This window comes from Chryseobacterium sp. FH2 (assembly GCF_001045455.1).
Taxonomy (GTDB): domain Bacteria; phylum Bacteroidota; class Bacteroidia; order Flavobacteriales; family Weeksellaceae; genus Chryseobacterium.
The window spans coordinates 209,041-222,433 of the sequence record NZ_LFNE01000005.1 but is presented as its reverse complement, the minus strand read 5'-3'; the positions used below and the strand labels follow the sequence as shown (position 1 = coordinate 222,433).

Genomic DNA, 13,393 nt, shown 5'->3' with positions numbered 1-13,393 from the left:
TTAAATAGAAATGAAAAAGTTTTATCTTTTTACAATGTTTTTTCTCTTTGCATTTTTCGTGAATGCTCAGATAAAAGTACAGGGTGTGCCCAGAAATGATATCCAACTGAATTCTGGTAATCAGAATCAGACAAATACTGCTTTGAACACTACTTTCACTTTTGCAGATGTCCAGTATTGGGTAGGAACAGGTTCCAATGAGGCGGCTTTTGTCGTTCAGTGGAATGATGGTAAAAATCCTGATGCTTTAGTCTGGGGCTTCAGATGGAACGGGAATGCAACAGGTGAAGATATGTTGAAAGCTATCGCAAAAGCCGATCACAGATTTTTCACATTATTGTATCAGGGGACATCGTTTGGAAGTGCTGTTGGCGGACTTGGGTTTGATCTAAACGGTGTAAACTCAAATGCTCTTTACAAAAACGGGAATGTAACTTATCCTTATTATCCCATTGACGGAATCGTAAATACAACTTCTTATGATTTTGATGATTATACTGTTGCAGACACAGATGATCATTGGGGAACCGGATGGTATAACGGATATTGGTCTTATTGGGTGAAAGATCCTACTGATACTGATTTTGGATATTCCGGAGTAGGAGCGAGTACAAGGGCTCTGGAAAATGGTTCCTGGGATGTTTGGAATTTTAATGCGGGGATGAACTCCTTCCCAATTTCATCTACATTGACCGCCGTTTCACCATATGTAACTTCAACAGATTATGCCAACGGATATTTTATAGTAAACGAAGAGTGGTTTGGCCATACAAACGGTTCTGTAAATTTTATTGATAACGGCGGAAATGTAAATTACAGAGTTTACAGCAATGCAAATAATAATCAGGCTTTTGGAGCGACTACACAGTATGGAACTATCTATGGAGATAAGTTTTATTTTATTTCAAAACAAGCTGCTGACGGAGGTGATACACAATATACTCCGGGAGGAAGATTAGTTGTGGCAAATGCTCATACCATGCAGAAAATTGCTGGTTTTAATGATATCGGCGGTGGAGACGGAAGGTCTTTTGTGGGTGTAAATGAACACAAAGGTTATATCGGTGCTTCGAACGGTATTTTTGTATTTGATATAGACAATATGCAGGTGGGAAACCTGATTCCAACGACAGGCGGAGGAAGTGCTTATGCTGGGCAAATAGGGAATATGATTCGTACTTCGCAATATGTTTTTGCTATAAAACAGGCTACAGGAATTTTGGTGATTAATCCAAATACCGATACTGTGGTTTCTACAATTGCGGGTTCCTTCCATTCCATTGTTCAGGCAAAAGATGGAAGTATCTGGGCGATTCAGGATCAGAAATTAGTAAATATTGATCCAATAACTTTTGCTCCCACAAATTATAATATTCCTACCACAAAATATTTTGGTTCTTGGGGAGCCTGGAATGCGGGAAGTCTTACAGCAAGCAACCAGAATAATACATTATACTGGATCAATTCCGTGAATAGTTTTATGTCCGGAACTCAGCTTGTAAAATTTGATGTTACTACAAAGACATTTAATGAAAACTTTGCTGTTATCCCCGGACAGACAGGAACTTATAAGCAAATTCCTTACGGAGCGGCATTACGTGTAAGCCCAACAACAGATGAATTGATTCTAAATACAACAGAAAGCGGCTACGGAGCACATTACCAGAACAACTGGGTTCATACTTACAGCAACACTGGAAATTTAATCAATACTAAAAAATTAAACGATTATTATTGGTTTCCTGCAATGACGGTATTTCCTGATAACACATTACCTGTTGTGGCTTCTGCTTTTCCTTCGCAGATAAATGTAAATGCAGCGACTACAATTGATTTAAAAACAATCGTGACAGATGCTGACAATACTTCTTTAGCTATTGTAAAAACAGTAAAATCAAATACTAACCCTTCTGTTGTTTCTGCAGTAATCAATACAAATGATGAGCTTGTTTTAGCCCCACAAGGGAATGGCTCTTCAGAAGTTGTCGTAAGTTTTAATTCAAATGGGAAAGTGGTTGAAAAAACACTTTCCGTCAATGCAATAAGTGGAGCTCTGTCTACTGTTGAGGTTAAGAAAACACAATTAAGCATTTATCCAAATCCTGTAACAGATATTTTGAATATCAAAACACAGGATAAAGTTTTGGATATAGCTGTCTATGACATTTCAGGGCGATTAATGAATACTAAACTTGAAAACAGTCAAGTAAATGTAAGTACCCTTCTAAAAGGTATTTACATTGTGAAAATTGTTACTGACAAAGCTGTTTATCAACAGAAGCTAATCAAGAACTAATATTTATTAGTATATCCAATTTTGTTTAGCCTCTACCTATTGTCTTGGTGGAGGCTTTTTTTTTGTCTTTTTAAGTCAGGTAAAAAAGCGGTAATGATTCCCATAAGCGGTAAAAAAGCACAGATTTTGAATACATATTCTATACTGGTGTCATCAGCTAATGCACCTAGTACAGCAGATCCAATTCCGCCCATGCCAAACATAAATCCAAAAAATAATCCGGCTACCAAACCAATTTTGTTAGGCATAAGATCTGTTGCGTAAACCAAAATTGCAGAAAAGGCTGAAGCAATAATTAGCCCGATTAAAACAGCAAAAATGACAGTCCATGTCAAAGATAAGTAAGGAAGGCAAAGAGTAAAAGGAGCTGCTCCTAAAATAGAAATCCAAATGATTTTTTTTCTGCCATATTTATCTCCCAATTTTCCTCCTAAAATAGTTCCTATAGCAACCGCTGCAAGAAACATGAATAAATAAAGCTGAGAGTCTTTTACTGAAATATGGAACTTATCCATGAGGAAAAAGGTAAAATAATTGGTCATTGATGCTAAATAAATGTATTTTGAAAATACTAAAGCCAATAGAATAGTAATCGAAAATAAAACCTTTTTGCGGGATAATTGTATCTCAATAATATCGCTTGAATGTTTAGCTGTTTTTTTCAATGATAATCTCTCTGCATACCAGTTTCCGATTCTCCATAACACGATAATTCCTATAAAAGCGGCAATTGCAAAAAGACCTACATACCCCTGTCCCAAAGGAAGTACAATTAAAGCAACCAATAGAGGGCCGATGGCACTTCCGGAATTCCCACCTACCTGGAAAATAGACTGAGCCAATCCTTTTTGTCCGCCGGATGCCAGCTGTGCAACCCTTGATGCTTCAGGATGGAAAACGGAAGAACCCATCCCGATGAATGCAACTGCAATTAAGAGTACATAATATTGATGAGCTGCTGCCAAAAGTAATAAACCGGCCATTGAAAGTCCCATCCCTATCGCTAATGATCTAGGGTTAGGTTTTTTATCAGTATAAATTCCAACAAAAGGCTGAAGGATGGAAGCTGTAAGCTGAAATACCAATGTGATAATACCGATTTGAGCAAACGATAAACTGAATTCTCCTTTTAAAATTGGGTACAGTGAAGGAATGGTAGACTGAATAAGGTCATTTAAAAAATGAGAAAAACTGATCATAAATAAAATAGGATAAACAATTTTAGTTGTGTCAATTGTTTTTGCCTGAGTATTTTCCATAGAATATTATTTTTATTCATCAGGTCATCTGATGAATTGGATTAAATTTTTATTTTTAATAAATTCTGTCAACAATCTGTTGTGCTATAAATGCTGCTTTTTCTGAATCCTTATTTTCTATTGATTTAAATAGACGAGTATGTATTTTTTGAGAAATTTTAAAAGGTTCTGTGTTGTTGTTATGACTGCTTTCAAAAGATCTTAAAATATGCTTGCTTGCTATGATGTAGATTTCTTTCAAAAGTGTGTTACCACAAGCTTCAGCAATAGCTACGTGAAAATTTATATCGGCTTCATAGCATTCTGCTGCCTTATTTTCTTCAGCCAGCTTATTTCTGAGATCCAAATACATTTTAATACTTTTCAGATCTTCTTCTGTACGATGAATGGCTGCTTTTCCTGCAATTTTTGAATCTAAAAGAGATCTCACCTCAAACACATCTTCGATTTGTGCTTTATCCATTTGAGATTCTAAAGATTCCTGTATGTTTTTAGAAACTACAAAGGTTCCCACACCTTGCTGAACGTTTAATATTCCTTTGATAGACAAAATTTTAATAGCTTCACGGATACTGGATCGGCCGACACCATACATTTTCATCAGCTCTGCTTCAATGGGTAATTTTGTACCTACAGTAAATTCGTCATTGAGTATTCCTTCAATTAACCTTTCTGCTACTTCTTGTGCTAAAGTTCGTCTTTGAATCTGCATTTATTTAAAAACATCTTATCATCTGATGAATGCAAAGGTATGATTTTTCCGGAATATTTTAATATGATATTTAAAGTTTGAAAGGTAAGAACTGATATTATTAATCCTAAATATTTATATGAAATAAGTTCAATTCAAATAAAGAAAAAATAAAAAAGAGACTTTAAAATAAAGTCTCTTTGTAGCCCGTAGGGGAAAACACTTTTCACAAAATCCTAGCATAAATTTTTAGAGAATACTTGGAAAAATCAAAGATTTCTTGACTCTGATTTCCTTTGTTTGACCTCATCCTCATACTTGTATTCGGAAGATTTTCGTAAATATTTTATAATGTTTATTAAAATTTGTCATTACAGAAAATTCTACGAATAAACTTTTAAGAAGAATGAAAAAGACTATTGTAATATCAACAATTATTCTCTTCTTGCTCTCTTGTGCTCAAAAAATAACAATAGAGCAGGTTGATTTTGATTTGAAGGGAATGCTTGAAAACAAGGTTGAGGTTCAAAATCTGGAAATCATAAAAATCCCTCCCTTTTCTGAAAACGGTCAGGAATTAGACAGCGTTTATTTTGATTGTGAACTTTTGTTTATCAATGATTTGTTTTTAGAAGATTTCAAATTCAACAAGGGAATGAATGTATCTGCTCAAAACAATGTGTTTATTTATGATAAAGCAAACAGATTGGTAGCATTGAAGTTTGGGAGAACAAAACAGATTGACAAATAAAACAGATAAAAAATACGACAAATTCTGTCGCTTTGTCGAATTACATTTACAGAGAAAGTTGATTCAAAACAATACGGAAAACCCTAATCTGTGAATTAAAAAATATTTTTATATTAGTTCACTTAAAATTATAAACATTAAATGAAAAACAAATTTATTTCAAAGCTATTATTTTTAATAGCATTCGGAGTTTCTTTATACTCCTGTATTCATGATGATATGTCTACATCATCTGATCCTACCTCTAAAGAATACAACTCCAAAAGCGTCTGGAAAGAAGATGAAACATACATTAAAAATGTAATGAAGGTTTATGGTGAAAATGAATCTGAAATCAAAAAAGGGAATGGAACACCTCTCTGGGATTATGCTATGACGATGGGGCGTATGGATGAAAGTTTTTTGATTGTCCCAGTGGCTAATGGTAAAACTATAGTTTCTTGTATACAAGTGCCTAGAAATGATGATGAAATCAAATTTGTTTATGATAATGATCAGGAACATATCAAATTCTTTCAGGGATATACAACAGTAGAAAAGCGTCAGCCATCAAAGATGGAGCAACTAAGCTCTCAAACTGCTAAGGGAATAGTACAATGTGCAGTTAGTTCAGTATCAATGTGGTATCCTAATAGTGAGACTAATCCTGATGCAGGAGGGCATTGGGAAACACAATATATAACAACATGTAATGAAGTTGGTGGTGGGGACGGGCCATCAAATCCTAATCCTGAGAATCCAACTTATCCATATCCAGGAGGGGGAGGGGGTGCCGGAGGAACTAATATCCCGCCACAACCATCTCAAACACCATGTGAGAAAACTAAAGGAGTATTAGAAAAAACTCAAGTACAGGCAAAAATCAAAGAATTAAAAGAGCAAGCTCCTAAAGGGGGTGAAAAAGGAGTGAAGTTTAAAGCAGACGGTACACCTTCCGAAACACTTAATGGAGGTAAGCATAGTGTAGACTTGGGAGATAAAACAGGTTATCAAGGGGGGTATCATAATCATACACCATCAGGAATACCAATGCTTTCCCCACCAGATATTGACCAATTATTAGGATTTGCAAGAGCTCAGCCAACTGCATTGGATAATACCAATAATGCTTATTTAGGCATGGTTGCTCCCAATGGCATGCATTATGTTATGTGGTTTAAGGGAACTTATGCTCAATCACTACAAACCTATTCACAAGATACTTTGGATAAATTCGTGAAGAAATATAGGGAATTTGATAAAAATTTAACTGATTGGGCAAAAAATGGCACAAAATACGTTAATAGTAATGGCGATTTAAACAATCTGGGAGCAGAAACATTGTTTTTTGAAACATTAAAGAATATGGGATTAGTAAATATGGTTACCTTACAGAGAGTGGAGAGTAATAATACAATAAAAAGTATCAGTTTAAATAGTAATAATGAACCAATCCCAACAAACTGTCCTTAATAATAAATACAAAAAATAAATATGAAAACAATAAAGACTAACATAATAATCTTATTTATCTTTTTAGTAAGTATAATATCTTGTAGATCGCAATCCTTACCATTAAATAGCAATATGAAAGATATTCCATCTAATGCTCATGTTAAAGATTTAGATAATGAACTTTCCCAATATGTAGGGACTTATAAAGCGAACTTTCAAGGGAGTGAAATTATATTATATATTACAAAGACTGAAGACAAATTGATGGATTATGGAAATCAAAAATTTTACAGAGACGTTCTGATTGTAAAGTATATAGTTAAAAATTCTGCTGGTACTGTTTTACAAGATACAAAAAGTAACAATACAACAAATATTGAATTTTATAGCTACTATACTTATCCCACCAAAAATACTGTTGTATTTTACTACAGTGGAACTAATTGTAGAGTTGGTTGGGGAGATGTTTTTTTGAAAAAAATAAATTCAACTCAGCTTTCATGGGAGTATCGTCCAGATGATATTATACTTGATAGCAATAAATGCCCTTCAGGAACAGACATAAATATCTATTTGCCTGAAACAAAAGATTTAATTTTCACAAAACAGTAAACTTATTTGCAATATTCACTAATCCACACAATAAAATTGTATTAATTTGATTCAGACAGGCTTTTGGAACGTTTAATGTTGGAGTTCAAACAAAGAAGGTTATTGAGATCAACGAAATTAATAGTGATTTTTTTGAAGATTAATTTCTATCTCTTTTAATTATAATTAGCCTCGTATTACGGGGCTTTTCTGATTGACGGTAATAATTATTAAATAATTAGTTTAATATTTTAACCGAAATTAACTGAAAGATTTCTAAGTTGATTATATGACAGAAGGAAAAGAAAGGAAAGGAAAAATTTTAGAAATCAAAAAAGATTTTGGAAATTCGCTTCGTACAAGATCGTGTAAGAGAGATTTCGAAAAATCGGAAGGATTCAAAATAAAAAAAACTCTGATATTGTATTTATCAGAGTTTTTTGATTGTTGTTAAGTAGCCCGTAGGGGAATCGAACCCCTCTTACCAGAATGAAAATCTGAGGTCCTAACCGATAGACGAACGGGCCATCTACCATACCGTAATATTTACAGGGTTAATATTTTGTTTTTATAATAAGTTTACAACTCTTATTTTATAATCACTCCGGTTAGCAGTAATTATATTTTGTAGCCCGTAGGGGAATCGAACCCCTCTTACCAGAATGAAAATCTGAGGTCCTAACCGATAGACGAACGGGCCAACTATACTTATTAAGCTAGTTTATTAACGTGCTTAGTTAATTTGCTTTTCAAGTTAGCTGCTTTGTTTTTGTGGATAATATTTTTCTTAGCTAATTTATCCAACAAAGAGATAACTTTTGGCAACTGCTCAGCAGCAGCAGCTTTATCTTCTTCATTTCTCAATACTTTCAAAGCTGTTCTAGCAGTCTTGTGGTAGTATCTGTTACGAACTTTTCTAACTTCGTTTTGTCTAATTCTTTTTAATGCTGATTTATGATTTGCCATATCGTTCAAATGTGAGTGCAAAAGTATAAACTTTTTTTTTATCTGCCAAATTATTTATTGAAATTTTTTAATTTTCTTCGGACAAATATTTTCGGAGTTTATCAATCGCTTGTTCTATTTTAAAATTCTCGTCTTCTCTTTCTATTTTTTTGATTGTGCTCGTAAGCATAACCATCGCATTGTTCCATTCTCCAGTTGTATTGGTGAAGGTTAGTCCATCAATTATTACTTCAAAGGCTACCCTTTCTCCAGTCCTGTAAAGTCTGAAACTTATTTTATCATCCCTGCCTGCAATCCCATCTTCATTGATCTTTAAATCGTAACTTTTTGGGTTAGAGTGGATTTTCTTAAAAAGCAATTTTGCTTCTTGTATTTTTAAATCCGGCATGATATCAAATTTTGTAGCCTATAGGAGAATCGAACTCCTGTTGCAAGGATGAAAACCTTGAGTCCTAACCACTAGACGAATAGGCCAAATTTTGAGGTCGCAAAAGTAATAATTAACTTTTTAACTTCAAAATTATTTTTAGAATTATTTGTAAACCTTCTGAATTACAGTGTTTTTAATTCCTTTCGCTTCGAGGTCTTTCTGGAGTTTTATAATGTCTTCCAGAGAATATTCCTTTCCATAGGTATAATAAAACACTCCGTTTTCCTTATTTCTTTCTACGTCTTTCAGGGTTTGCATGATGAAAGAATTTCCATTTAGTTTTTCCCCGACATATACTTCAATGGTGTAATATCCTGAGTTTAATTTCTGATTCGGCATGAAACCTACAGCATAAGCATTTTTGAATCCTGCATCTTTAGCTGTTTTCAGATTGATATCTTTTACCGAAGCTAAGTTGGTTACTCCGTAATAGTATTTGTATTGTCCGTTTTCTTTAATAGGGAGAATGTAATTTAAACCCTTTAAAGCTGGATCGCCGTCATTGTATTTAGTAGGTACACTTAATAATAAAATTCTGAAATCATTTTTCAATGCAACTTCTACGGGTTTTTCCGGTTCGGGCTTCCTAACGGCAACTGCCCCTCCTCCTGATTTTCTGTCAATCGCTTTTTTATAATCAACAATAGCCTGATAAATACTTTCGGAAATTTCCTGCTGTCCTTTTTCTGATGCTAAATAATGACTTTCCTCCGGATGATTGATAAATCCGGTTTCAATAAGCACAGAAGGCATGGCATTCATACGAAGAACGTGCAGGTTTTTCTGAAAAACCCCTCGTGAGAATCTTTTATCCTTATTTACGAAATTATCTTCTATCAAACCTCCCAAAAGAAGACTTGATTCAAGATATTTACTTTGCTGAAGTTTCAAAGCAATTAACGATTCCGGTGAGTTGGCGTCATAAGAACCAAAAGTCTGCTTATCCTTTTCATCCAAAAATATTACGTCATTTTCTCTTTTTGCGACCTCAAGATTCTCATCGTTCTGGTTAGGTCCCTGTACGTAAGTTTCTGTTCCGTAAGCAGTAGGTCTTACAGAAGAGTTACAGTGAATAGAGACGAATAGATCAGCCTTGCTTCTGTTGGCCAGATTTGTTCTGTCAGACAAAGAAGGATATTCATCAATTTTACGGGTATAGATTACTTTAAAATCTTTATTTTTTTCAAGCATTGCCCCCACTTTCAGTGTGACAGCCAGTGTAACATCTTTTTCAGCAACTCTTCCTATATCAGCGTAATTTCTGTTGGCTCCATGATCGCTTCCTCCGTGTCCGGCATCTAAAACTACCGTGAATTTTTTTTGAGCAAAAATAAAATTGGAGATCAGTATAAGAAGAAATGATAAAATTATTTTAAAATTTTGTTTGTGCATCTTACAGTTTTAAAAATTATATTAATTTTGAGCCTTGATTATATACATTAAATATAAATAAAAATTGGTCAAAACCGTCTTCAAAAATATACTACAAATTTTAATTATCCTAATTTTTAACAATTTTTTAGCACAGAAAACTCCTGAAAAATTGCCTAAGAATGCGGTTAATGATACTATTTCCAAAAAGGATACCATTGTTGCAAAAAAGGAATCCTTAGATGATATTCTTCAGACAAAAGCTGATGATATGCGCCGGGATGTACCTAAAAAGATGATTTATCTGAACAAAAATGCTCAGGTAAAATATCAGGATATGCAGATAGATGCAGATTATATCTCGATTGATGAAGAAAAAAATCTCATCTATGCACGCGGAAAACAAGATTCTTTAGGTAAGAAAATTATTGAGCCTGTCATTACGACTCAGGCCGGTAAGAAATATGAAACTGATCAGTTTAATTATAATTTTAAAACTAAACAGGCGATTGCTTATAACGCAAGAACTGAAGAAAGCGAAGGAGTAATCATTGCTGAGAAAACAAAGAAATATAATGACTCAGTATTTTTTATGAGACGTGGCAGATATACTACGGATGAATATTTTTTAAAGAAAAAAGATACAATTTCCGATTACTATTTACTGGCACCACATATTAAATTAATCAAAAGCAAAAATAAATCTCAAATTGTTACAGGACCTATTCAAATGTACATAGAAGGTGTTCCTACACCTTTGGTGATGCCATTTGCGGTACTTCCTTTTTCTGATAAAAGATCGGCGGGGATTCTTATTCCGAGTTTTGGAGAAAGGGAAGATGTCGGTTTCTTTTTAAACAGTATTGGCTATTATCAGCCAATTGGGGAACATTTCGATGTTAAACTTCTTGCGGATATTTATACCAAAGGAAGCTGGAACGTAAGGCCTGAAATGAATTATGTGAAAAAATACCGTTACAATGGTAATTTTTCTGCAGATATAGGAACTACAGTGAGAGGTATCAAAGGGCTTGATGACTATACAAAGACAAGTACCTACAGAATTGCATGGAGACATACGCAAGATACAAAAGCGAATCCTTTCCTTACATTTTCAGCGTCAGTAGATATTGTAAGTAACCGGTTTTATAACAATACAATAAACAATAACTATATTTTTAATCAAAACGTATTAAATACTCAGCAGAATTCAACTGTAACGGTTACTAAAAGATTTCTGAAATTGCCTGTAACAATTACCGGAACGGCTTCTTATTCTCAAAACTTTGCAACAGGGAATTCTGATTTACGCTTGCCTCAGATGAATGTTGCGATTAATCAGTTTTATTTATTCAAGTCAAAAACTGGGGTAAGACAAGGTTTATTGGAAAACATTACAGTGAATACGGGTTTGAATTTATCAAATTATGTTTCCACGACAGAAGGAGAACTTTTTACCCCTGCAATGTGGGATAAAATGCAGACCGGTTTGAAAAACAATATTGCTTTAGGAACAAATACTACCATTGCAAAATACTTTACATTCAGCTTGGGAGCTAATATTGATAATGCATTAACGACAAAAACGCTTACCAGGTTTTATGATCCTGTTATTAATAAGGAAGTAGATGTTGTCAATAAAAATATTGCAGGATATTCTATTTTTTCTACTACAGCAAGTTTGCAGACTACACTTTACGGAATGTTGAAGTTCAAAAAAGGGGCTGCGATAGAAGCTATCAGACACATGATGACACCAAGTATTGGTTTTACTTATTCTCCTGATTTTGGAGGTTCGGGATATGGATATTTTAAAAATTACTATAACGCAAGCGGGGCTTTAACTACATATTCCATTTTTGAAAAAGGAATTGTTGGCCAACCGATAAGCGGAATGCAAGGAGCTTTAGGTTTCAATATTGGAAATAATATTGAAATGAAAGTGAAATCTAAGAAAGACTCAACTGGCGTTAAGAAGGTGAAAATCTTTGAATCTTTAAACCTTTCAGGAAGTTACAACTTTGCTGCAAAAGATCATCCCTGGTCTATCTTTACGATTAACGGACAGTCTTCTTTCTTCGAAAATAAATTAAGTGTAAATACAAGTTTAACGCTTGATCCTTATAGGATTATATTTATTCCCGGAGAAGAAACAGGAGTTAGAACAGAAAATTTTGGGCACTTCAGTGTTCAGGGATTCAATGTTCAGTTGTCTTATCCTTTAAGCAGTGAGATTTTTGGTGAAAAAACGGATTATGCTAAAAAGTATTCGCAGAAAGGAGAGATCCGAAATGAGAATTATTATTTTGATGATGATAATTATTCAAGATTCGATCAGGCCTGGACGTTGAATATAAATGCGAACTATGCATATACAAGAGGGTTGACAAGAACAGGTACTAAAATTGCTTCTGTAGGTCTGGATGGAAGTCTTAAACTTACTCCATATTGGAATATCAACGGGAGTACACATTATGATATGGTGACGAAGCAATTGGCTTACACAAGAATTGGTTTTGCGAGGGATCAAAGAAGTTTTACGATTAATTTTAACTGGGTTCCTTTCGGCCAGTATAAAGTGTATGACTTCTTTATCGGTATCAAAGCCAATATCTTAAGTGATGCTTTGAAATATAAAGACAGAAGTTTTACTCAGCCAAATTCACCTTTCTAATAACGGATTGAGATTTGAGAATATAAATAGAATATAAATTTTATATTTGCACCCAAAATAATTTCTAATGAAAAAAATAATTAACACAGTTAATGCTCCTGCAGCTATCGGACCTTATTCACAAGCAAACCTTGCAAATGGTGTTTTGTATATCTCTGGTCAGATTCCTGTAGATCCTGCAACTGGTAAATTGGTAGAAGGAATTGAAAAAGAAACGCACCAGGTAATGAAAAACCTTGAGGCTATCCTTACAGAAGCAGGAATGACGTTCAAAAATGTTGTAAAAGCCAGTATCTTCCTTAAAAATATGGATGATTTTGCTGTAATGAATGATATTTATGCTTCTTATTTAGATGCAGAAAGCTATCCGGCTCGTGAAACAGTACAGGTTTCTTGCTTGCCTAAAAATGTTGACATCGAAATTTCTATGATTGCACATCAGGATTAATGAGTTTTTTAAGAAATACATTTGCGGTTTTTGTGGGGCTCTGTATTGCGGGGCTTATTATTACTCTTGGTATAAGAGCTTTTCCGCAGTGGGTTACTTTTGAAGCATTTGCTCCGTTTGAGCACTGGCATAGGTTTCTTTACAGCATGAAGGATGATGATGCTTTCTTTGGCTTCCTGTTGTTTATTTCCGGGTTGGGAAGTACTTTTGGAGGCGTGGCAACAGCAATTATCGTGAAATATGCTAAAGTAGCCTACGCGATTCTTATTGGGTTCATCATGTTATTTATAGCCATGCTGGATGTTATTATTTTTCCTTATCATCCTACGTTTTATAAAATATCTATTTTTCTTATCTTCTTTCCTTTCGCTTGGATTGGGGGTAAAATTGTAGAGATTATTTATGAACGGAATAAGAAAAAGAGGATTGCTGAAAAAATGAACAATAAATCATAAATAAAAAAAACCGATGCAAATTTTGCA

At 34.1% G+C, this 13,393-nt stretch carries 12 protein-coding genes and 3 tRNA genes; 7 read left to right on the top strand and 8 right to left on the bottom strand.

Translation table 11 applies throughout. The features are described from left to right. Positions 1-10 precede the first annotated feature (10 nt). A complete protein-coding gene (locus ACM39_RS10130; RefSeq protein WP_048510909.1) occupies positions 11-2,296 on the top strand; it encodes a DUF5074 domain-containing protein in 2,286 nt (761 codons plus the stop codon). Positions 2,297-2,328: 32 nt separating this feature from the next. Here the strand turns inward: ACM39_RS10130 and ACM39_RS10125 are convergent, their stop codons facing one another. Both ACM39_RS10125 and ACM39_RS10120 read right to left on the bottom strand, forming a co-directional pair. Next, positions 2,329-3,555, bottom strand: coding sequence for an MFS transporter (locus tag ACM39_RS10125; protein ID WP_048510908.1), 1,227 nt, complete (start codon positions 3,553-3,555; stop codon positions 2,329-2,331). Positions 3,556-3,610: 55 nt separating this feature from the next. Continuing rightward, entirely contained in the window at positions 3,611-4,267 is a 657-nt protein-coding gene (locus ACM39_RS10120; RefSeq protein WP_048510907.1) for a FadR/GntR family transcriptional regulator, read from the bottom strand. Positions 4,268-4,652: 385 nt separating this feature from the next. On the opposite strand from ACM39_RS10120, the gene ACM39_RS10115 reads away from it, so the two are divergent. The 3 genes from ACM39_RS10115 (at position 4,653) to ACM39_RS10105 (ending at position 7,043) form a co-directional block, all read left to right on the top strand. Next, positions 4,653-4,997: a hypothetical protein gene (locus tag ACM39_RS10115; RefSeq protein ID WP_048510906.1), complete on the top strand. Its 345-nt coding sequence runs from the start codon at positions 4,653-4,655 to the stop codon at positions 4,995-4,997. Positions 4,998-5,216: 219 nt separating this feature from the next. Then, positions 5,217-6,449 (top strand): hypothetical protein, encoded by a 1,233-nt coding sequence (locus ACM39_RS10110; RefSeq protein ID WP_131701438.1) that lies wholly within the window; start codon positions 5,217-5,219, stop codon positions 6,447-6,449. A gap of 21 nt (positions 6,450-6,470) precedes the next feature. Next, the gene (locus tag ACM39_RS10105; RefSeq protein WP_316932890.1) at positions 6,471-7,043 is read left to right on the top strand and encodes a DUF6705 family protein; all 573 of its coding nucleotides are present in this window, start codon (positions 6,471-6,473) and stop codon (positions 7,041-7,043) included. Positions 7,044-7,477: 434 nt separating this feature from the next. On the opposite strand, the gene ACM39_RS10100 is transcribed toward ACM39_RS10105, so the two are convergent. From ACM39_RS10100 to ACM39_RS10075, 6 genes are all read right to left on the bottom strand, one after another. Then, positions 7,478-7,549, bottom strand: a tRNA-Glu gene (locus ACM39_RS10100). Positions 7,550-7,650: 101 nt separating this feature from the next. Next, positions 7,651-7,722: transfer RNA gene (locus tag ACM39_RS10095), tRNA-Glu, on the bottom strand. Between the two features lie 11 nt (positions 7,723-7,733). Then, positions 7,734-7,988, bottom strand: a complete 255-nt coding sequence (gene rpsT, locus ACM39_RS10090) for a 30S ribosomal protein S20 (RefSeq protein WP_048510903.1) — start codon at positions 7,986-7,988, stop codon at positions 7,734-7,736. 67 nt (positions 7,989-8,055) lie between these two features. Further along, positions 8,056-8,376: a hypothetical protein gene (locus ACM39_RS10085; RefSeq protein WP_048510902.1), complete on the bottom strand. Its 321-nt coding sequence runs from the start codon at positions 8,374-8,376 to the stop codon at positions 8,056-8,058. Positions 8,377-8,390: 14 nt separating this feature from the next. Further along, a tRNA-Glu gene (locus tag ACM39_RS10080) sits at positions 8,391-8,462 on the bottom strand. 58 nt (positions 8,463-8,520) lie between these two features. Then, a complete protein-coding gene (locus ACM39_RS10075; RefSeq protein WP_048510901.1) occupies positions 8,521-9,810 on the bottom strand; it encodes an N-acetylmuramoyl-L-alanine amidase in 1,290 nt (429 codons plus the stop codon). Positions 9,811-9,874: 64 nt separating this feature from the next. Here ACM39_RS10075 and ACM39_RS10070 point away from each other — a divergent pair, with 64 nt between their 5' ends. The 3 genes from ACM39_RS10070 to ACM39_RS10060 all read left to right on the top strand — a co-directional run bounded on the left by ACM39_RS10070 (position 9,875) and on the right by ACM39_RS10060 (position 13,366). Beyond that, complete coding sequence (locus tag ACM39_RS10070) at positions 9,875-12,463, top strand: putative LPS assembly protein LptD (protein ID WP_048510900.1); 2,589 nt, start codon at positions 9,875-9,877, stop codon at positions 12,461-12,463. Between the two features lie 67 nt (positions 12,464-12,530). Then, positions 12,531-12,911, top strand: coding sequence for a RidA family protein (locus ACM39_RS10065; protein ID WP_048510899.1), 381 nt, complete (start codon positions 12,531-12,533; stop codon positions 12,909-12,911). Beyond that, positions 12,911-13,366: a hypothetical protein gene (locus ACM39_RS10060; protein ID WP_048510898.1), complete on the top strand. Its 456-nt coding sequence runs from the start codon at positions 12,911-12,913 to the stop codon at positions 13,364-13,366. The genes ACM39_RS10065 and ACM39_RS10060 overlap by 1 nt, the downstream gene beginning before the upstream one ends. Positions 13,367-13,393: the final 27 nt, after the last annotated feature.

What these genes read in the sequence shown, in the direction of transcription:
- ACM39_RS10085 (WP_048510902.1), bottom strand. Translation starts at nt 8,376, where the DNA reads ATGCCGGATTTAAAAATACAAGAAGCAAAATTGCTTTTTAAGAAAATC.
- ACM39_RS10125 (WP_048510908.1), bottom strand. Translation starts at nt 3,555, where the DNA reads ATGGAAAATACTCAGGCAAAAACAATTGACACAACTAAAATTGTTTAT.
- ACM39_RS10130 (WP_048510909.1), top strand. Translation starts at nt 11, where the DNA reads ATGAAAAAGTTTTATCTTTTTACAATGTTTTTTCTCTTTGCATTTTTC.
- ACM39_RS10120 (WP_048510907.1), bottom strand. Translation starts at nt 4,267, where the DNA reads ATGCAGATTCAAAGACGAACTTTAGCACAAGAAGTAGCAGAAAGGTTA.
- ACM39_RS10060 (WP_048510898.1), top strand. Translation starts at nt 12,911, where the DNA reads ATGAGTTTTTTAAGAAATACATTTGCGGTTTTTGTGGGGCTCTGTATT.
- ACM39_RS10110 (WP_131701438.1), top strand. Translation starts at nt 5,217, where the DNA reads ATGTCTACATCATCTGATCCTACCTCTAAAGAATACAACTCCAAAAGC.
- ACM39_RS10065 (WP_048510899.1), top strand. Translation starts at nt 12,531, where the DNA reads ATGAAAAAAATAATTAACACAGTTAATGCTCCTGCAGCTATCGGACCT.
- rpsT (WP_048510903.1), bottom strand. Translation starts at nt 7,988, where the DNA reads ATGGCAAATCATAAATCAGCATTAAAAAGAATTAGACAAAACGAAGTT.
- ACM39_RS10075 (WP_048510901.1), bottom strand. Translation starts at nt 9,810, where the DNA reads ATGCACAAACAAAATTTTAAAATAATTTTATCATTTCTTCTTATACTG.
- ACM39_RS10115 (WP_048510906.1), top strand. Translation starts at nt 4,653, where the DNA reads ATGAAAAAGACTATTGTAATATCAACAATTATTCTCTTCTTGCTCTCT.
- ACM39_RS10105 (WP_316932890.1), top strand. Translation starts at nt 6,471, where the DNA reads ATGAAAACAATAAAGACTAACATAATAATCTTATTTATCTTTTTAGTA.